The 19,533-nt window shown below is 68.4% G+C and carries 15 protein-coding genes; 2 read left to right on the top strand and 13 right to left on the bottom strand.

What is annotated here, in order from left to right; translation table 11 throughout:
• Positions 1–20: 20 nt before the first annotated feature.
• Positions 21–1,769: a BCCT family transporter gene (locus tag KXD97_RS15540; RefSeq protein WP_260757729.1), complete on the bottom strand. Its 1,749-nt coding sequence runs from the start codon at positions 1,767–1,769 to the stop codon at positions 21–23.
• A gap of 59 nt (positions 1,770–1,828) precedes the next feature.
• On the bottom strand, positions 1,829–3,238 hold the full coding sequence (locus KXD97_RS15535; RefSeq protein ID WP_260757993.1) for a wax ester/triacylglycerol synthase family O-acyltransferase: 1,410 nt from the start codon (positions 3,236–3,238) through the stop codon (positions 1,829–1,831).
• A 181-nt stretch (positions 3,239–3,419) separates the two neighbouring features.
• Between KXD97_RS15535 and KXD97_RS15530 the strand changes: the two genes are divergently transcribed.
• Entirely contained in the window at positions 3,420–3,944 is a 525-nt protein-coding gene (locus KXD97_RS15530) for an Rv3235 family protein (protein WP_260757728.1), read from the top strand.
• A 1-nt stretch (position 3,945) separates the two neighbouring features.
• Here KXD97_RS15530 and secA read toward each other — a convergent pair whose 3' ends face one another.
• The 9 genes from secA to KXD97_RS15485 all read right to left on the bottom strand — a co-directional run bounded on the left by secA (position 3,946) and on the right by KXD97_RS15485 (position 14,849).
• A complete protein-coding gene (gene secA / locus KXD97_RS15525) occupies positions 3,946–6,750 on the bottom strand; it encodes a preprotein translocase subunit SecA (RefSeq protein ID WP_260757727.1) in 2,805 nt (934 codons plus the stop codon).
• A gap of 193 nt (positions 6,751–6,943) precedes the next feature.
• Complete coding sequence (gene hpf / locus KXD97_RS15520; protein ID WP_396885430.1) at positions 6,944–7,612, bottom strand: ribosome hibernation-promoting factor, HPF/YfiA family; 669 nt, start codon at positions 7,610–7,612, stop codon at positions 6,944–6,946.
• A gap of 328 nt (positions 7,613–7,940) precedes the next feature.
• Positions 7,941–8,570, bottom strand: a complete 630-nt coding sequence (locus KXD97_RS15515) for a ComF family protein (RefSeq protein WP_260757725.1) — start codon at positions 8,568–8,570, stop codon at positions 7,941–7,943.
• Between the two features lie 122 nt (positions 8,571–8,692).
• A complete protein-coding gene (locus tag KXD97_RS15510) occupies positions 8,693–9,130 on the bottom strand; it encodes a ubiquinol-cytochrome c reductase iron-sulfur subunit (RefSeq protein WP_260757724.1) in 438 nt (145 codons plus the stop codon).
• Positions 9,131–9,187: 57 nt separating this feature from the next.
• Positions 9,188–10,927, bottom strand: coding sequence for an MtrAB system accessory lipoprotein LpqB (lpqB, locus tag KXD97_RS15505; protein WP_396885428.1), 1,740 nt, complete (start codon positions 10,925–10,927; stop codon positions 9,188–9,190).
• Positions 10,928–10,941: 14 nt separating this feature from the next.
• Complete coding sequence (gene mtrB, locus KXD97_RS15500) at positions 10,942–12,585, bottom strand: MtrAB system histidine kinase MtrB (RefSeq protein WP_260757723.1); 1,644 nt, start codon at positions 12,583–12,585, stop codon at positions 10,942–10,944.
• 121 nt (positions 12,586–12,706) lie between these two features.
• Positions 12,707–13,393 carry a two-component system response regulator MtrA gene (gene mtrA / locus KXD97_RS15495; protein WP_011778995.1) on the bottom strand — a complete coding sequence of 229 codons (687 nt, stop codon included), beginning with the start codon at positions 13,391–13,393 and terminating at the stop codon, positions 12,707–12,709.
• 77 nt (positions 13,394–13,470) lie between these two features.
• On the bottom strand, positions 13,471–14,124 hold the full coding sequence (locus KXD97_RS15490; RefSeq protein ID WP_260757722.1) for a hypothetical protein: 654 nt from the start codon (positions 14,122–14,124) through the stop codon (positions 13,471–13,473).
• Between the two features lie 92 nt (positions 14,125–14,216).
• Positions 14,217–14,849, bottom strand: coding sequence for a dTMP kinase (locus KXD97_RS15485; RefSeq protein WP_260757721.1), 633 nt, complete (start codon positions 14,847–14,849; stop codon positions 14,217–14,219).
• A gap of 116 nt (positions 14,850–14,965) precedes the next feature.
• On the opposite strand from KXD97_RS15485, the gene KXD97_RS15480 reads away from it, so the two are divergent.
• On the top strand, positions 14,966–17,446 hold the full coding sequence (locus KXD97_RS15480; protein ID WP_260757720.1) for an alpha/beta hydrolase fold domain-containing protein: 2,481 nt from the start codon (positions 14,966–14,968) through the stop codon (positions 17,444–17,446).
• Positions 17,447–17,514: 68 nt separating this feature from the next.
• Here KXD97_RS15480 and KXD97_RS15475 read toward each other — a convergent pair whose 3' ends face one another.
• Positions 17,515–18,006: a hypothetical protein gene (locus tag KXD97_RS15475; protein WP_260757719.1), complete on the bottom strand. Its 492-nt coding sequence runs from the start codon at positions 18,004–18,006 to the stop codon at positions 17,515–17,517.
• A 1-nt stretch (position 18,007) separates the two neighbouring features.
• Entirely contained in the window at positions 18,008–19,474 is a 1,467-nt protein-coding gene (gene ahcY / locus KXD97_RS15470) for an adenosylhomocysteinase (RefSeq protein WP_260757718.1), read from the bottom strand.
• Positions 19,475–19,533: the final 59 nt, after the last annotated feature.

Below are 19,533 nucleotides of genomic sequence, written 5' to 3'. Positions count from 1 at the left end.
GCCCGGTCGCGCTCACCTGCTCAGCGCGACGCGCTCGGCTCGTCGTCGTCGGTGTCGGCGTGCGGGTCCTTCTGCACGGCGAGCACGAAGTCGTCGCCGTGCGCGGTGACCCCGGCGATCACCGCGCTGTTCACGGCCTCGACGGCGTATTCGCGCCGCACGATCATCGGGTCGCGACGCAGATCCTTGAGCAGCGACACCGCCAGCCCGACCATCACCAGCACAAACGGCAGCGCCGCGATGATCGTGATGGTCTGCAGGCCGGTCAGTGCGTCCTCGCCGCCGACGAGCAGCATCACCGCGGCGACGGCGCCGGTGGCCACACCCCAGAACACGACGGTGCCGCGGCTGGGTCTGATGGTGCCCTTCTGCGACAGCGAGCCCATCACGATCGACGCGGCGTCGGCGCCGGAGACGAAGAAGATCGCCACCAGGATCATGACCACCACGCTGGCGACCGTCGCGATCGGATACTGGTCGAGCAGTGTGAACAACTGCTCCTCCACGCCGCCCTCGCCGGCCAGATCGGTGCCGCTCTGTTGCACGTTGATCGCCGAACCGCCGAACACCACGAACCAGACCAGTGACACCAGGCTCGGCACCACCAGTACGCCGGCGACGAACTGACGGATGGTGCGGCCCCGCGAGATGCGGGCGATGAACATGCCGACGAACGGTGTCCACGACACCCACCACGCCCAGTAGAAGATCGTCCACGACTGCAGCCAGGCGTTGACGTCGGGACCCTCGGCGCCGGTGCGCGCCGACATCATGCTCAGGTCGGCGAAGTAGCTACCCAGCGTGGTCGGCAACAGGTTGAGAATGAAAACCGTAGGGCCGACCACGAACACGAAGAAGGCCAGCGCGATCGCCATCACCATGTTGATGTTGGACAGCCACTGGATGCCGCGCGCCACCCCGGAGACCGCCGACAGCACGAAACACAGTGTCAGCACCGTGATGATGACGACCAGGATCGTGTTTCCGGTCTCTCCGATGCCGCCGACGATCTGCAGACCGCTACGAATCTGCAGGGCACCCAAGCCCAGCGAGGCCGCCGAACCGAACAGCGTGGCGAAGATCGCCAGCATGTCGATGACCTTGCCCCACGCGCCGTTGGCCCGGGGGCCGAGCAGCGGTTCGAACGCGGCACTGATCAGCTGCAGACGCCCCTTGCGGTACACGCCGTAGGCAATCGCCAGACCCACCACGGCGTAGATCGCCCACGGGTGCAGACTCCAGTGGAACAGCGTGGTGGCCATCGCGTTCTGCACGGCCTCGGGGTTGCCTGCCGGACCGGTACCGGGCGGCGGGGTCGTGAAATGCGACAACGGTTCGGCGACCCCGAAGAACATCAACCCGATGCCCATGCCCGCGCTGAACATCATCGCGACCCACGAGATCCCCTTGAACTCCGGCGGTTCGTCGTCGCGGCCCAGCGGGATCGTGCCGTACCGGCCGAGCGCCAGGTACAGCACGAACACCACGAAGCCGGTGCTGGTGAGCACGAACAGCCAGCCGGTGTTGTTCATCACCCAGGTCAGCGCCGCGCTCGAGACGCCGGCCAGCGTCTCGGTGCTCAGGAAACCCCACGTCAGGAAGCTGAGCGCGATGACGGCGGTGACACCGAACACCACCCAGTCGATGCCGCGACTGCGGGTGATCCGCTCCTCCTCGACCGGGATGTCGAGCACCGGGTGACGGCCGGAGTCGGCGTCCCCCTCGGAAGAAGGAACAACGGTCGCCTGGTGCTCGGAAAAGTCAGCCATCGCCGACCATTCGACCCTTGTGGCGCTGCCCAGTCAATCCCGGGCCCGCTACGACATGGTCACCGCGCGGCTTCCACCAGCTCGTCGAGGCTCTCGCGGAGCAGGCTGGGCAGCATGTCGACGTCGCTCATCGCGTCGCGGTCGGCGTTGATGCCGAAGTACAGCATCCCGTTGTAGGACGTGACGCCGATCGCCAGTGTCTGGTTGTGCAGCAACGGCGGAACAGCGTAGGACTCCAGCAGTTTCGTGCCGGCGATGTACATCTGGTTCTGGGCGCCGGGAGCATTCGTGATGAGTAGATTGAACAGCCGCGCCGAGAAGCTCGTCGCGACACGAATGCCCATGGCGTGCAACGTCGGTGGCGCGAAGCCCGACAGCGTGATGATGGTGCGGGCGTCGACGAGGGCCGGCGCGGTCGGATGCGTTTCGGTGGCGTGCGCGATCTGGGACAGCCTGACCACCGGATTCCCTTCTCCCACAGGAAGATCCACCAGAAACGGCGCTACCTCGCCGATCGCCTGGCCGGGACCGGCGGAGTCGATCTCGGCGTCGGGGTACACCGGCATCGGCGCCATCGCGCGCACCGTGGTCGACGCGCGCACCGGTTCCCCGCGCGACAGCAGCCAGTTGCGCAGCGCGCCGGCGACCATCGCGAGCACCACGTCGTTGACGTCGCAGTCGTAGCGGGCCCTCACGGCGCGGAACTCGTCGAGGCTGCCCGAGGCCACTGAGAAGCGCCGGTTGCGGGACACGGTGGTGTTCAGCGGGCTGCTCGGCGCGGCGCCGCGGGCGACGGTGCGCGCCACGTCCGCGGCGCGACGCCCGAGGTCGACGAGATGGCTGGTGTTGGTGACGGCCTCGGTCATCATCGAGCGGACGGCGGCGGCCTGCGCAGTGGGTCGCATGATCCACTCACCGAGCGCGCCCATCAGCAGCTGCCGGTCACCGGGTTCGCGGCCGGGGATCCAGATGTCCTCACCGAACTCCGGCGGCTTCTGGGTGCGGTCGGCGATCACGTGCCCGATCTCCAGCGCGGTCATGCCGTTGACGAGCGCCTGATGCGACTTCGTGTAGATGGCCAGCCGGTTCTTGGCCAGGCCCTCGACCAGGTACATCTCCCACAGTGGCCGGGTCTTGTCCAGCGGGCGGGACCCGAGCCGGGCCACCAGTTCGTGCAGCTGGGCGTCGCTGCCCGGCGACGGCAGCGCCGAGCGCCGGACGTGGTAGGTGATGTCGAAGTCACGGTCGTCGATCCACACCGGCCGGGCCAGTCCGAGGGTTACCTCGCGCACCTTCTGCCGGTAGCGAGGGATCTGCGGTAGCCGCTGCTCGACGGTGGCCAGCAGTGTCTCGTAGCTCAGCCCGTTGCGGGGCCTGCGCAGGATCTGCAGCGACCCGACGTACATCGGCGTCGCCGAGTTCTCCAGGCGGAAGAAGGACGCGTCCGACGCCGACAACCTCGTCACCATGTGCGGCGCTGCCTCCCCATTCGCCTCGTCGCTGTACGGACCCTGCCACGGTATCGGCATTCCCCCGGGCAGCCCACCACATGTGCACATCAGGTGCTCGATGGGGTCCGGCAGCCGTGCGAACATGGAGCGGTCTGCAACTCTCCGGCAGATCGACCACCGCGATCACTGGAGAGCCCGCATGTCCGCACCCCGCAACCTGTCCGAACTCGCGCAGCCGCCGTCGGCGTGGAGAACCTCGCCGGTCGTCGATTACGAACCCCGCCCACGGCCGTTGGCCCGCCCGGCGCCGCCGTGCCCGGTCCCGTCCGGGGCAGCCCTGCACCGGGCGCCGCAACGACCGGTGCGCACCCGCCGTCCGCCGCCACTTTCCCACGAGCCGCCGCCGCCGCGGTCGGCCGTGCTGTTCGCCGAGACCGCGTTGCGCCGGGTCATCGAGGTCATCGACCGGCGCCGGCCCGTGGCGCAGCTGCGTCCGCTGATGCCGCCGGTGCTCGTCGACTGCGTCATCGCCCGCGCCGCGGCGCCGCGGACGGGCAGCGCGACGCTGCGACGGGTGCGGGTCCGCTCCGTCGGCAGCGACGGGGAGGTCACCGCCGCGGAGGTGTTCGCGTCGTTCACCCGCAGCGGCCGCGTACACGCCGTCGCGGGACGGATCATCCGCCACGACAACAGCTGGCGCCTGGTGGCGCTGCAGATCGGATGAGTCAGCGGCGCTTGGCGTGCCGGCCGCTCTTCTGCTGCTGGCGGGCGGCCTCGCGCCGTTCCTTGCGGCTGCCGCCGGTCGACGGAGCGCCGCCTGAGCGCTTGACCTCGACGCCGCCGTCCTCGGACGGACCCGAGTAGGTCAGCGGCTGGGCCTTCTCGTCGAGCCCCTTGGCGCGTAGGCCGGCCGCGGGGGCGGGCCGCTCCTTGGTGGCCACGCCGCCCTGCTGGGCCGCGGCGGCGGCGAACTCGGCGAGGCCGGACGGGGTGGGCTGGGCGGCCACCGCCGGCGCGGCTGGGGCCCGCTCGACCTGCACGTTGAACAGGAAGCCGACCGACTCCTCCTTCATGCCGTCGAGCATCGCGACGAACATGTCGTAGCCCTCACGGGCGTATTCGACCTCAGGCCGCTGCTGGGCCAGCCCGCGCAGGCCGATGCCCTCGCGCAGGTAGTCCATCTCGTAGAGATGCTCGCGCCATTTGCGGTCTAGCACGTTGAGCAGCACGTTGCGCTCCAGCTGACGCATCGCGCCTTCGCCGGCGATCTCCTCGATCTCACGCTCACGCTCGGCGTAGGCCCGCTCGGCGTCGGCGATCAGCGCGTCGAGAAGCTCCTCGCGGGTCAGCTCGCCGGGCTCGCCGACGGCGTCGGAGTCGATCAGGTCGTGGTGGTCGATGCTCACCGGGTAGAGCTGCTTGAGCCCTTCCCACAGCTTCTCCAGGTCCCAGTCCTCGGAGTAACCCTCGGCGGTGGCGCCGTCGACGTAGGCGGTGATCACGTCGACCAGGATCTTGTGGGCCTGCTCGGCGAGGTTCTCGCCTTCCAGGATGCGGCGGCGCTCGGCGTAGATCACCTTGCGCTGCTGGTTCATCACCTCGTCGTACTTCAGCACTTCCTTGCGGATGTCGAAGTTCTGCTGCTCGACCTGGGTCTGGGCGCTCTTGATCGCGCGCGAGACCATCTTGGCCTCGATCGGCACGTCGTCGGGCAGGTTCAGCCGGGTCAGCAACGTCTCCAGGGTGGCGCCATTGAAGCGGCGCATCAGCTCGTCGGCCAGCGACAGGTAGAAGCGGGACTCACCGGGGTCGCCCTGGCGGCCGGAGCGACCGCGCAGCTGGTTGTCGATGCGGCGCGACTCGTGCCGTTCGGTGCCGAGCACGTAGAGCCCGCCGACGGCGATGACGTCCTTGGCTTCTTCGGCCACCTCCTCCTTGACCGCGGGCAGCTCCTCGTGCCAGGCCTGCTCGTACTCGTCGGGCGTCTCGACCGGATCGAGGCCGCGCTGACGCAGCCGCCGGTCGAGCAGGTAGTCGACGTTGCCGCCGAGCACGATGTCGGTGCCGCGGCCGGCCATGTTGGTGGCGACCGTGATCGCGCCGAGCCGGCCGGCCTCGGCGATGATGCCGGCCTCCTGCTCGTGGTACTTCGCGTTGAGCACGTTGTGCGGGATGCGCCGCTTCTCGAACTGCCGGGACAGGAACTCGGAGCGTTCCACGCTGGTGGTGCCGATCAGGACCGGCTGGCCCTTCTCGTAGCGCTCGGTCACGTCGTCGACGACGGCGATGAACTTGGCTTCCTCGGTCTTGTAGATGAGGTCGGACTGGTCGGAGCGGATCATCGGCCGGTTGGTCGGGATCGGCACCACGCCGAGCTTGTAGATCTCGTGCAGCTCGGCGGCCTCGGTCTCGGCGGTGCCGGTCATGCCGGCCAGCTTGTCGTAGAGGCGGAAGTAGTTCTGCAGCGTGATGGTCGCGACGGTCTGGTTCTCGGCCTTGATCTCGACGTGTTCCTTGGCCTCGATCGCCTGGTGCAGGCCCTCGTTGTAGCGCCGGCCGATCAGCACGCGGCCGGTGAAGTCGTCGACGATGAGAACCTCGCCGTTGCGGACGATGTAGTGCTTGTCGCGCTCGAACAGCTCCTTGGCCTTGATGGCGTTGTTGAGGTAGCTGATCAGGGGCGAGTTGGCGGCCTCGTAGAGGTTCTCGATGCCCAGCTGGTCCTCAACGAACTCGACGCCGAGCTCGTTGATGCCGACCACCCGCTTCTTGATGTCCACCTCGTAGTGGACGTCCTTCTCCATCAGCGGGGCCAGCCGGGCGAACTCGGTGTACCAGTTCGAGCCGCCGTCGGCGGGGCCGGAGATGATCAGCGGGGTGCGGGCCTCGTCGATCAGGATGGAGTCGACCTCGTCGACGATCGCGAAGTTGTGGCCGCGCTGGACGCAGTCCTCGAGCCGCAGCGCCATGTTGTCGCGCAGGTAGTCGAAGCCGAACTCGTTGTTTGTGCCGTAGGTGATGTCGGCGTTGTAGGCCGCCCGGCGCTGATCCGGGGTCATCTGGGACAGGATCACGCCGACCTCGAGGCCGAGGAAGCGGTGCACGCGGCCCATCTGCTCGGCGTCGCGCTTGGCGAGGTAGTCGTTGACCGTGACGATGTGCATGCCCTTGCCGGACAGCGCGTTCAGATAGGCCGGCAGCACCGCGGTCAGCGTCTTGCCTTCACCGGTCTTCATCTCGGCGACGTTGCCGAAGTGCAGCGCGGCGCCGCCCATCACCTGGACGTCGAAGTGCCGCTGGTTGAGCACCCGCCAGGCCGCCTCGCGGGCCACGGCGAACGCCTCGGGCAGCAGGTCGTCGAGGTCCTCCTTGCCGTCGGCCAGCCGCCGGCGAAACTCGTCGGTCTTGGCCCGCAGCTCGGCGTCGGAGAGCTTCTCGATGTCGTCGGACAGGGTGTTGACATAGTCAGCCACCCCCTTGAGGCGCTTGACCATGCGGCCTTCGCCGATACGGAGCAACTTCGACAGCACGCTGAATACCTTTTTCCTCGCCGGATGCGTTACGCGAATAGACGGACACCATCGTAGGTGACGCGCCGAAAATGCTGGTCGCGCGTCTCCGCCGCGACGTGCCGGATCCTCGTGGCCGCCTCACAGCCGCGGTGGGGCGCACACGGAAATCCCCCGGGATCCGACACATCGGGCCCCGGGGGATTCCGGTTGCTCAGGAGGGTACGGCGAGCTTGATCAAGCCGTAGTCGAACGCGTGGCGCCGGTAGACCACGCAGGGCCGGTCGCTCTCCTTGTCATGGAAGAGGAAGAAGTCGTGGCCCACGAGTTCCATCTCGTAGAGCGCGTCGTCGACGGTCATCGGGGTGGCCGGATGTTCCTTGACACGCACGATCCGCCCGGGTTCGTGGTCGTCGGCGGTGTCGGCGAGTCCGGCATCGGGGGTCGCGCCATCTTGGGTGGGCGGCGCGAACACCTGCTCGAGGTGGTCAGGTGAACAGGCCTCGTGCAGCGACCGCGGGGTTTTGTCCCCGTAGTGGATCTTGCGACGGTCCTTGCTCTTGCGCAGCCTGCTCTCAAGTTTGCTCACCGCCGCTTCCAGGGCGGCGTAGAAGCTGTCTGCGCACGCTTCACCGCGCACCACCGGGCCGCGCCCCCGCGCGGTGATCTCAACGTGCTGACAGTTCTTGCGCTGCCGGCGGTTCTTCTCGTGATAAAGCTCGACTCCGAAGAGGTAAATGGTGCGGTCGAATCTCTCAAGACGGGCCAGTTTTTCGGCGACATAGGCGCGGAAATGATCGGGCACTTCGACGTTGCGCCCAGTCACCACCACCTCGGCGTTCGGAGTCGCGTCAGACGACCCCGCCGCGTCGTCGGGGTCCATCAAAATCGTGCTGTCGGCGTCCACGGAAATTCTTGACATACTTGGCAACTCGATTTCCTCTCGCGATCGCACGCCCCGTGCGTGCCCAACTGAACAGACGTGGCACCGACGGGGCTTTCTGGTCTCGCCACTCGCCGGTGCAAGGTGTCGACTACTCACCTCCTACCGCTGGCGCGATACCGGCGTCTCGCTACTGAGCGCCGCCGTGAAATGTTCACGGATGGTTGGTGCCGACGGTAGTCGCTGTTCACCGGACGTGCCACTAAATCGTCCTTCTGTTCTCAGTTCTTCACGCCGGATTGATCCTCGGGTAATCAGGCGCGGGAGGTCACGCGTTCGCCAGCGCGAGCACAGCAACGACGTCGGCCCCGATGGTTTGCAGGACGCGGACCGATTCGGCGGCGGTGGCGCCCGTGGTGATCACGTCGTCGACCACCACCACGGGGTCGGCGACGGGCCCGCGCACACGCACCCGCCCGGCGACGTTGCGCTGCCGCGCCGCCGGCGACAGCCCGACGGAGTCGCGGGTGAACGCCCTGAAGCGCAGGACCGGAGCGACCGTCACCCCGGGCAGGCCCGCCGCGGCGTCGCGGGCGATGCAGGTCACGGGGTCACCGCCGCGGCGCCGGGCCGCCGTGCGGCGCGTGGGCGCCGGCACCAGGGTCAGCGGCACGTCGAGCAGCCCCCAAACCAGCAAATGCGCGAGCGCGTCGGACAGTGCCGCGGCGAGCGGGTGCCGCAGGTCGGCGCGGCCGCGCTCCTTGAGCGCGACGATGGCCTTTCGCCGCGGGCCGGCGTAGCGGCCCAGCGACAGCACCGGCACGCCGGGGTCGATCCGCGGGGTGACCAGGTGCGGTTCGTCGGACCGGACCGCGAGGTCGTCGGCGCAGTTTCGGCACCACGCGGTGCCATCGGTGTCGCATCCGCCGCACTGGAGCGGAAGCACCAGATCGAGCACGGGCCCAGTGTCGGCCCGACGTCCGACAACTCCGGCCCCGTTTGTCGCGGAATAGCATTCCTGGCTGCGAACAAGGCAGCTTTCACAACCACCACTTCTCACTCGCGACCGGGCATGCCTTGCTACTCAGCGATGATCGAGTCTCCCGGCACCCGCAGGGCGACTGGCTGCAGCGGCTTCTCGGCCGGACCGTTGACCACCTCGCCGTCCAGACCGAACCTGCTGCCGTGGCAGGGGCAGTTGATCGTCCCCTCAGCCACCTCGTCGACCAGGCATCCGTTGTGGGTGCACACCGCCGAGAACGCCTTGTACTCGCCGGCGGCCGGCTGGGTCACCACGATCTCACCGACGATCACGCCGGCGCCCACAGGCACATCGGCGGTCGAGGTCAGGGGCTTGCCCGCCGGCGACGCCCCCGACGCCGGAGCCGTCTCCGATACCGACTCCGGTCCCGATCCCGATTCCGATTTCGATCCACCCGAACACGCGGCCACTGCAGCCGCCGCCAAGCCGATCCCCGCACCGGCGAGCACTGTCTTGCGCGGAACTTCCATCGCCATACCGAACCTCTCCGTAGAGCTGGCCGCCGGAGGGCTGTTCCGGCAGCACGTTCAGTGTCAGCCCGGCAGCACCGGCACCGCACCCGCTGACATCAGCGGCCGCACCTCGTTCCATGCCGGGTCCTCGGCGGCCGAGCCCGACAGCAGCAGCACGCCGCGCCCGTCGGCGACATACACCGCCGACGGGCCGGCGGCGACCGTGCGGACCGGCATCAGCAGGTTGCGGCTCGGACCGTCGGAGTTGACCCCGTCGAGGTTGACGTAGGACACCGGGTTCTGCGGGACGGTGCGGGTGACGACGATGTCGTCACCGGTGCGCCAGGACAGCGACACCGCGGTCTCCCCCAGCCCGTAGCCGAGCCGTCGTGGGTAGGTCAGCGCGTAGTTCCCGCCGGCGGTCTGCTCGACCCCGGCCAGGACGATCTTGCCCTCGATCACCATGGCCGCGCGGGTGCCGTCGCGGGAGAGCTGCAGTTCGGCGATGGCGCCCGGGAACCGGGTGACGACAGCGCTGACGTCGACCGGGATCCGGGCGGGCTGTCCGGAGGCGTCCTGGATGACGCGGACGACGTTGTTGCCGTCCACGACGACCCAGACCGCGTCGTCGAGCGACCAGCTGGGCCGGCTCAGGCTGCGGCCGTCCATGGCCTGGGTGGCGTTGCCGCCCAGCGGCCCCACCCACAGCGACGACGCCATGTCAGGTGCGCCGGGGCGCAGCGTGACGATGGAGGCGACCTCTTGGCCGGAGCGCGACAGCGCCGCGGCCGTCTGCCCCGGCATCTGTCCGAACGGTCCGGGGACGCGCGGAGCACGCTGACCGTCGATCCGCACCAGCGACCCTCCGACGAGCCCGTGCAGGCCTGCCGCCGCGCCGTCGGCGGCGCCGGGGTCGGTCGCCGCGACGTCGGCGGTGTCCCAGCCTTCGGCGAAGCGGTCGTCGAGGGCGGCACCGTCGGCGTTGATCACGTACGGGCCGTTGATGCCCGACCGGGCCAGCGTCCAGATCAGTTGCGCGGCAAGCAGTTGCCTGCTGTGCGGGTCCGTCGTCGACAGATTCTCCAGATCGATGCGGGCCCCGCCGTAGCCTCGGCCGATGCCGGTCTTGCCACCGTCGGCGCGGGTCACCGGCCCGCGCAACCGCATCGGCGGGCCGAGCAGGTTGCGCACCGTCTTGTCCATCTCGGGGCGCGGGCCGGTGACGAGCTTGCTCACCAATTCGGTGGCCAGCTGGTCGGGTTCGGACACCGCGACATAGCGAGGGTCGGGCACGACGGTCTTGCCGGTGGGGTCGGCGAAGTACAGCGTGTGCCGCTTGTAGGTGGCCTGGAACTGCTGCCAGTCCAGGAACACTCCGTTGGGCAGCCGGTCGATTCGCCACCCGCCCGAGGTCTTGACCAGTTCGATCGGGCCCGGATCGGGCAGCGCGCCGGCGCCGGTCTCGAAGACACCCATGTCCGACAGCGAGCCGAGGATGTCGGCGCGCATCGTGACCTGGACCCGGTCCGGCGAGCGAGTTTCGACGAACACGACGTTGTCGATCAGCAGCGCGCTGCCGGCGTCGTCCCAAGTGGCCGACGCCGATTCGGTGAGGAACTGCCGGGCGGCCAGGTGCCGGTTGGCGGGATCGGCGGTGGCCTTGAGGAATTCGCGCAGCAGCACGTCCGGGTCCATGCCGGGGGTGGGTTTAGGCAGGCTGGGCGGCGCCGGCCGGTCGACGGTCCCGATTGCCTGCGGCGACGACGAGCTCGGCACCCCGGCACAGCCGGTCAACATCACCATGAACGCGCAAAGCCACAGCGCGGCAACGCGTCTCACACGCTCTCCCCTGCCGTCTCGCGCACCCGGCGGCTGGATCCGCCGGACACTTCGATCGGCTTGACCGGCAGCGGGCTGCTGGTCACCTTGTGGCCGCGCACCAGCGGCAGCGTCAGTCGGAAGCAAGCGCCCTTGCCCAGTTCACCCCAGGCTTCCAGCCTGCCCTGGTGTAGCCGGGCGTCCTCGATGCTGATGGCCAGCCCCAGGCCGGTGCCGCCGGAGCGGCGCACGCGGGACGGGTCGGCGCGCCAGAACCTGCTGAACACCAGCTTCTCCTCACCGGGGCGCAGCCCGACGCCGAAGTCACGGACGGTGACCGCGACCGTGTCCACGTCGGCGGCCATCCGGATCTGGACGGGTTTGTGCTCGGCATGGTCGATGGCGTTGGCGATCAGGTTGCGCAGGATCCGCTCGACCCGGCGCGGGTCGACTTCGGCGATCACCTCGTCGGTGGGAAGGTCGACGTTCATCTCGACGTCGGCATGCTCGGCCAGGTGCCCGACGTTGTCCAGGGCGTTCTGCACGATGGAGCGCAGGTCGACGGCCTCGACGGCCAGTTCGGCGACGCCGGCGTCGTGGCGCGAGATCTCCAGCAGGTCGTTGAGCAGAGACTCGAACCGATCCAGCTCGTTGACCATCAGCTCGGTGGAGCGGCGCAGGGCCGGGTCGAGGTCTTCGGCGTGGTCGTGGATCAAGTCGGCGGCCATGCGCACGGTGGTCAGCGGTGTCCGCAGCTCGTGGCTGACGTCGGAGGTGAAGCGGCGCTGCAGGTTCCCGAACTCTTCGAGCTGGGTGATCTGGCGGTGCAGGCTCTCGGCCATGTCGTTGAACGACACCGCCAGCCGGGCCATGTCGTCCTCGCCGCGCACCGGCATGCGTTCGGTCAGATGTCCCTCGGCGAAGCGTTCGGCGATCCGCGACGCCGACCGCACCGGCAGCACGATCTGGCGGGCGACCAGCAGGGCGATCGCGGCGAGCAGACCGAGCAGCACGATGCCGCCGGTGGCCATGGTGCCGCGCACCAGAGCGATCGTGGAGTCCTCGTTGTTGAGCGGGAAGATCAGGTACAGCTCGAGGTTGGTCACCGGTGACGAGGTCGGGCTGCCGATGATCAATGCGGGCCCGGAGAAGCCGTCGATGTGCACGGTGGCGTACTGGTAGCTGACCTGTCCGGCTTTGACGAAGTCGCGCAGGGTGTCGGGGATCTGGTTGACCGGGCCGGCGGCGGTGGCTGCGCGGGGACCGTCGCCGGGCACGACGAGCACCGCGTCGAACGTCCCGGCAAGGCCGGCGCCCGCGTCGGCCTTGCGGTCGATCAGCGTGTTGCGCGCCAACTGCAGGCTGCTGTCCAACGACCGGGTCTCCTCACCACCGACGATGCCGCTGACGGTGGTGCGGGCGCGTTCGATCTCCTCGGTGGCGGCGCCGACCTTGACTTCGAGGATGCGGTCGGTGATCTGGCTGGTCAGGACGAAGCCGAGGACCAGGATGACGGCCAGCGACAATCCGAGGGTCAGCGTGACCACGCGAAGTTGCAGAGACCGCCGCCACACCGTGCTCAGCGCGCGGCCCAGCACACCCAGTCCGCGGATCAGCGGGGCCGACCGACGGTGGATGCGCCGCCGGGACCCGAAGATCACGGCGACCGCCGGGCGGGCCGTCTGATCACGCCGACGGCGGGCCGTCTGATCACGCCGACGGCGGGCCGTCTGATCACGCCGACGGCGGGCCGTCTGATCACGCCGACGGCGGGCCGTCTGATCACGGAGGTCCGGCCTTGTATCCCACTCCTCGAACGGTCAGCACCACCTGCGGGTTCTCCGGGTCTTTCTCGACCTTGGCCCGCAGCCGCTGGACATGCACGTTCACCAAACGGGTGTCGGCGGGGTGGCGGTAACCCCACACCTGTTCGAGCAGCACATCACGAGTAAACACCTGGCGTGGTTTCCGTGCCAGCGCCACCAGCAGGTCGAACTCCAGCGGCGTCAGTGAGATCTGTTCGCCCTGCCGGGTCACCTTGTGGGCGGGCACGTCGATGTCGATGTCGGCGATCGAGAGCATCTCGGCCGGCTCGTCCTCGTTGCGGCGCAGCCGCGCGCGCACGCGGGCCACCAGCTCCTTGGGCTTGAACGGCTTCATCACATAGTCGTCGGCGCCGGACTCCAGGCCGAGCACCACGTCGACGGTGTCGGTCTTGGCGGTCAGCATGACGATCGGCACGCCGGAATCCGCGCGCAGCACACGGCACACGTCGATGCCGTTCATGCCGGGCAGCATGAGATCCAGCAGCACCAGATCGGGACGCAGTTCGCGCACCGCGGTCAGCGCCTGGGTGCCGTCGCCGATGACGGCGGTGTCGAATCCCTCCCCCCGCAGCACGATGGTGAGCATCTCGGCGAGCGAAGGGTCGTCGTCGACTACCAGGATCCTTTGCCTCATGGTGTCCATGGTGTCACCAGATGGCGATAAAGCGCCGCTACCACGCGGGGTGTTTTGCGAGTTGAGCGCGGTTCGCGGCGTGAGCCTCAGTCGACCGCTTCGAGCACGTCGCGCTGCTCGGCGACGGACTGCAACACCTCGTAGCCGATCTGGCGAACGCTGGCGACGACCGGGCTGGTGCAGAGCCGGGCCGAGGTCGTCCCACCGACCACCCAGCCCAGCGTCGCGCTGCGGGACAGCGCGCGCCGCGCGGCCCGGGCTTCCCGGTCTTCCGTCGGGGCCATCGCGAGCACGAGCTGCTTGCGCGAGTACTGCGCGCCGGCGGCGTCCTGGATGACGGGATTGGTCCACCAGTGCTCGAACGGAATACGGGAACCGCTGAAGATCTGGTCACCGCTGCGGGTGCGGATCGGCGCCGGCGGGTACATCGCGAGCTTCGGGACGTACTCCTCGGCGCCGTGGTGGCGGCTGCGGATCCGCATCAGGGTGAGCCCGGCGAGCGCGCAGGTCGTCTTCTGGTTAGGCACACCGGCGGTGTCCACCCAGGTCAGCGTGTCACGCAATCCGTAGAGCGCGTCCGATCCGTCGGTGCGATACAGCAGCGCCCGCAGGTGACCGGCCAACGGTTTCACCTCGGTGTGCCGGCCCTGATCGAAGCGCTGATTCGCCGACCTGACGCAGGCGAGCAGCTGATCCAGTGTTTGCAGCGATACGGTCTGGACACGCGATTGAACGAGCAACGATTCCCCCTGAGCACAACTGTCACCGTGGCGACTTCCCCGGAACTGGAGCCTATCCGCTCAGGCACGAGTTCGCTCCGTTACCGCAACCCTCAGCGCGACGACAGCCGCGCGGCGAGTGCTGCGGCGTCGACCTCCGGGGGCACCACCACCCACGGCCCACCCCAGTCCGCGGCGGCGAGTTCGGCATAGACCGCGCCGGTGCGCCGCTGCAGCCCGTCGTCACGCTCGTAGGCGTCGCGCGCCCGGTCGGCTTCCTCGGCGGCCCGGTTCACCGCCCGCTGCGCCGCGAGCTCGGTCGGAACATCAAGCAGCACTTGCCAATCGGATTTCGGCAGACCCAGCCGCCCGTATTCGAGGTCGCGCACCCAGGCGACCACCTCGCCGTCGGCGCCCTGATGCAGACGGGCCGCGCTGTAGGCCGCGTTGGACGCCACGTAGCGGTCCAGGATCACCACGTCGTAGGTGGTCCGGAGCTGTTCGATCTCGTCGCGTGCGCCCGCACGGTCCATGGCGAACAGCACGGCCATCGCGTACACGGAGTCGGCGAGGTCCCCGTGCCGGCCGTGCAGCGCCTCGGCCGCGACGTCGGCATGCACTGAGACGCCGTACCGCGGGAACGCCAGGCTCGTCACGGACAGCCCGCCGGATTCGAACGCCGCGCGCAGACCGTTGGTCAGGGTGCGTTTGCCGGCGCCGTCGACTCCCTCGATCACGATGAGCACCCGGCGAGCCTAATCGAGCTTTTCGGACATGTGGCGGGCAAACATTGACGGCGATCGGATCCCCGCCCATAGTTCTACAAGTGCGGGGTGGTCAGGGAGGCGGCAAAGGCGCGGGTTTGGCTGTCGCAGCGGGTGTCGGCGCGGCGGTGTTCTTCGGAGTGGGCTGCGGGGTGGCCGCGGCCGACGATTCCGCGGGCATCGATTCGTCGGAGCAACGCGAGACCGGTCCGACCCGGGAAGACTCCGCATCCGGGGTCGGCGACGAGTCCGCTGACGCCGGTTCCGAGGCGCCGGCCGCCGCCGACGAGGACGTTCCCGAAGAGGTCACCGATGAAGAAGTCGCCGGGGAAGCGCCCTCCGGCGAGCTGACCGACGATGGCGAGGCGGCTGAGGACGACGCGCCCGAAGTCGTCGACGATGGCAACACGGCGGTGGACGACGCGCCCGAAGTCGTCGACCATGGCAACACGGCGGTCGACATCGACGACGAGCCTGCGCCGTCGCCGGCCCCCGTCGCCGCCGCGCAGTTGTTCGGCGCGACGGCCGCATCGCGCCGCGAATTCGACGCGGGACCGTCCGAGTCGGGGCCGTCGGTCGCGACGACGGCGGTCAGGACGACCGCCGTCGATGCGGCGGCGCAGAACGAGATCGTCTACACCGATGAGCCGACGTTCTTCGACCGGATCGTGGTCGCGAGCCTTTACGTCCTGCGCGGGATCTCCAGCTTCATCGGCGTCGACTTCTACGGGCTGATCGGCAAGGCACTGGAGAGCCGGAATCCGCCATGGTTCGTCAAGGGCGGCCTCAACGTCCGTCGCACCGAGTTCGAGGCGGCCGACGACCCGGAGGGTGCGGTGTGGGATGTGTGGGAGTTCCACCCGCCGAACCCGACCGGCAAGACGGTGGTCGCCGTGCACGGCGGAGGGTTCATCGTGGAGCCGCTTGTCACCCACTGGCTCGCGTACGCCAACATGGCGCGCGAGACCGGCGCGACGGTAGTCGTGCCGATGTACCCGCTCGGGACGACGAAAGCCGGGACCGCGGTCAAGGTTGTTCCGGCCATGGCGCAGTTCCTCTCCGGCCAGATCGACACCCACGGCGCGGAAAACGTCAGCATCTACGCCGATTCCGCCGGTCCGTCGCTGGCGATGGCGGCGGTGCGCGAACTCATCCTCGACGGAAAGCCGGTGCCGGCCAGCATGGTGCTGCTGTCCTTCACCCCCGACGGTTCACTCTCCAATCCGGACATCTACGAGGTCGACGACCCGATCATCGACGTGCGGAACCTCGACTTCTACACCCGCGAGAACCACTGGGGCGATGGTCTCGATCCACGGGACCCGCTGCTCAGCCCATTGTTCTTCGAAGACGAAGTGCTCGCTGCGCTTCCCCCATCGACGATCTATGTGGGCGAACTGGAATACGCCCTGCCCGACACACTGCTGCTGCACGAGAAGTGGTCAGCCGCAGGCGGTGTGGCGTCGACCGTCATCGGCACGGGGCAGTTCCACGACTGGGCGCTCGGCGGGCTTTCCTTCAACTCGGCGGGGCCCAAGGTACGCCCCGACATCTACCGTCAACTCGGCCTCAATGATGTTGCGCCAGGTCCGAAGACGATCACCACCGCACCACCGTCGTTCGGCGACAACTTCGTCGTCGGACTGCTGCGGACCCTGCGATGGATCAACGAGGAGACCGGCATCAAGATCCTCAGCGGTGTGGCCGGCGCCTCCACCAGCACCACTCCCCCATGGCTGTTGACGCTCGGACTCAAGGTGACCGAACGTCAGTACAACGGGTGGACGGTGTGGGAGTTGGCTTCCCCCAAGCCGTCCGGTGAATTCGTGGTGGCGTTGCACGGCGGCGGGTTCGAGGCCGAGGCCACCGTCCTGCATTGGTCGGATTACGCGCAGATGGCCCGCGAAACCGGGGCGACGGTACTGGTGCCGATCTATCCGATGGCGCCGCCGAAGAGCACCGGCACCGCCGAGACGCTGGTGCCGCCGATGGCCGACTACCTGAAGATCCTGATCGACACCCACGGGGTGGACAACGTCAGCCTCTACGGCGACTCCTCGGGAGGCTCGTATGCGGTGCTTGCGGTGCAGGAGATGTTGCGCCGCTGCCGAATCGAGGTGACGTGCGTGCCCGCCGAGGCGCAGCCGTCGCGCATGGTGCTGGTCTCCCCGGCGCTGCACCTGACGTTGCGCGGGCCGGAGATCGACGCGATCGACGACCCGATCCTGCCGCGCCGCGAGCCCGGCGAGGGGCCGCGCTGGAACGGCGACTGGGATCTCGACGATCCCCGCGTCAACCCGATCTCGGGAGCGGATCTGACCGGTCTGCCGCCGACCACGGTGTACATCGGCACGATCGAGAAGCTGTTGCCGGGCGTTCTGGCGTTCCGCGACAAGGTGCTGTCGCAGGACCCCGACGCCGACCTGACGGTGATCATCGGCGACGGGCAGATGCACGGATGGGCGCTCGGCGGCATCGTGGTCAACTCGCAGGCTCCCGTGTGGCGGGCCAACGTCTACCGGCAGCTGGGGCTGCTGTCCACAGATTCGGCGCGGTACATGACGCTGCAGGTCGCCTAATCGTCGAAGGCGCTGAGCACCAGCTGGTTTCGTGACCGGTCGAGGTGGGCTTCCCACGCCTGCATCGCTCACTTGGCGGAGCTGGCCACACTCGACTGCAGCACCACGGTGTTCACTGGCGGGTCGAGGAACACTCGGGTGCTCCTGCGCGGACCGCCGAAGAAGATGTTCAACTCCACGCCGGTAAGGAACGGTCCGGGCGGCAGTGCGGGTTCGAGGACCTTCTGCACCGCCGGCCGGTTGCCGACGTCCTCGGCGTCGTACTTCCCGACCAACCCCGTCATGGTTTCGGGCGTGACCTGCACGACGGCGTCGATCCACGTCAGTGACAGGCGGGTCGGCTCGGTGGCGCCGCTGTTGTCCCATCGGATCCACGACGCCGACACCGGCGCGCCGAGGGCTGGGAACGTCGTGGCCAGCTCCTCGGTGTCGTGCCGCACTTCCGGGGCGGACCGTGTCGAGGTGACCTCGGGCTCGGCGGCCTCCTCGGCGGGCTGGCCCTGACATGCCGCCAGGGCCAGCACAACGCCGAGGGTCACCGCGCTCAGCAGTCGTGCCACGTCAGTAGCGGTAGTGCTCCGGCTTGTACGGGCCCTCGACGTCGACACCGATGTACTCGGCCTGCTCCTTGGTGAGCTTGGTCAGCGTGCCACCGAGTGCCTCGACGTGGATGCGCGCGACCTTCTCGTCGAGGTGCTTGGCCAGGCGGTAGACCTCGTTGTCGTACTCGTCGTTCTTGGTCCACAGCTCGATCTGGGCGATCACCTGGTTCGAGAAGCTGTTGCTCATCACGAACGACGGGTGGCCGGTGGCGTTGCCCAGGTTGAGCAGCCGGCCCTCGGACAGCACGATGATCGAGTTGCCGTTGTCGAAGACCCACTGGTCGACCTGCGGCTTGATGTTGATCCGGGTGGCGCCCGAACGCTCCAGCGCGGCCATGTCGATCTCGTTGTCGAAGTGGCCGATGTTGCCGAGGATGGCCTGGTTCTTCATCGCCTTCATGTGGTCGAGGGTGATGATGTCCTTGTTGCCGGTGGAGGTGATGACGATGTCGGCCTCGCTGATGCCCTGCTCGACGGTGACGACGTCGAAGCCGTCCATCAGGGCCTGCAGCGCGTTGATCGGGTCGATCTCGGTGACCGCGACGCGGGCACCCTGGCCGGCCAGCGACTCGGCGCAGCCCTTGCCCACGTCGCCGTAGCCGCAGATCAGGACCTTCTTACCGCCGATGAGCACGTCGGTGCCGCGGTTGATGCCGTCGATCAGCGAGTGCCGGGTGCCGTACTTGTTGTCGAACTTGCTCTTGGTGACCGAGTCGTTGACGTTGATCGCCGGGAAGGCCAGTTCGCCGGCGGCGGCGAACTGGTACAGGCGCAGCACGCCGGTGGTGGTCTCCTCGGTGACGCCCTTGACCGACTCGGCGATCTTGGTCCACTTGTCCTTGTCGGTCTCGAACCGCTCGCGCAGCAGGTTCAGGAACACCTTGTACTCGGCAGAGGCTTCAATGTCATCGTCCTCAAGGGTTGGCACGACGCCGGCCTTCTCGAACTGGGCGCCGCGCAGCACCAGCATGGTGGCGTCGCCGCCGTCGTCGAGAATCATGTTCGCCGGCTCGCCCTCCCAGGTGAGCATCTGCTCGGCGGCCCACCAGTACTCCTCGAGCGTCTCGCCCTTCCAGGCGAAGACCGGGGTGCCCTTGGGCTCCTCGGGGGTGCCGTGCGGGCCGACGACGACGGCGGCGGCGGCGTGGTCCTGGGTGGAGAAGATGTTGCAGCTCGCCCATCGCACTTCAGCGCCGAGCGAGGTCAGCGTCTCGATCAGTACGGCGGTCTGCACGGTCATGTGTAGCGAGCCGGAGATCCGTGCCCCCTTGAGCGGCTGGACCTCGGCGTACTCCTGGCGAAGCGCCATCAGGCCGGGCATCTCGTGCTCGGCGAGGCGGATCTCTTTGCGCCCGAAATCTGCCAGCGACAGGTCGGCGACCTTGTAGTCGATCCCGTTGCGGACATCGGCGGTCAGAGCAGTCATGTAGAGCCCCTTTTGTGTTTCGTCAATTGCCTGTGAGCGCACGGGCGCGCGCGCAGCGG

The sequence above is a fragment of the Mycobacterium sp. SMC-8 genome (assembly GCF_025263565.1).
Lineage (GTDB): Bacteria > Actinomycetota > Actinomycetes > Mycobacteriales > Mycobacteriaceae > Mycobacterium.
The sequence above is the reverse complement of the archived record's forward strand: the minus strand, read 5'-3'. Positions and strand labels throughout refer to the sequence as shown.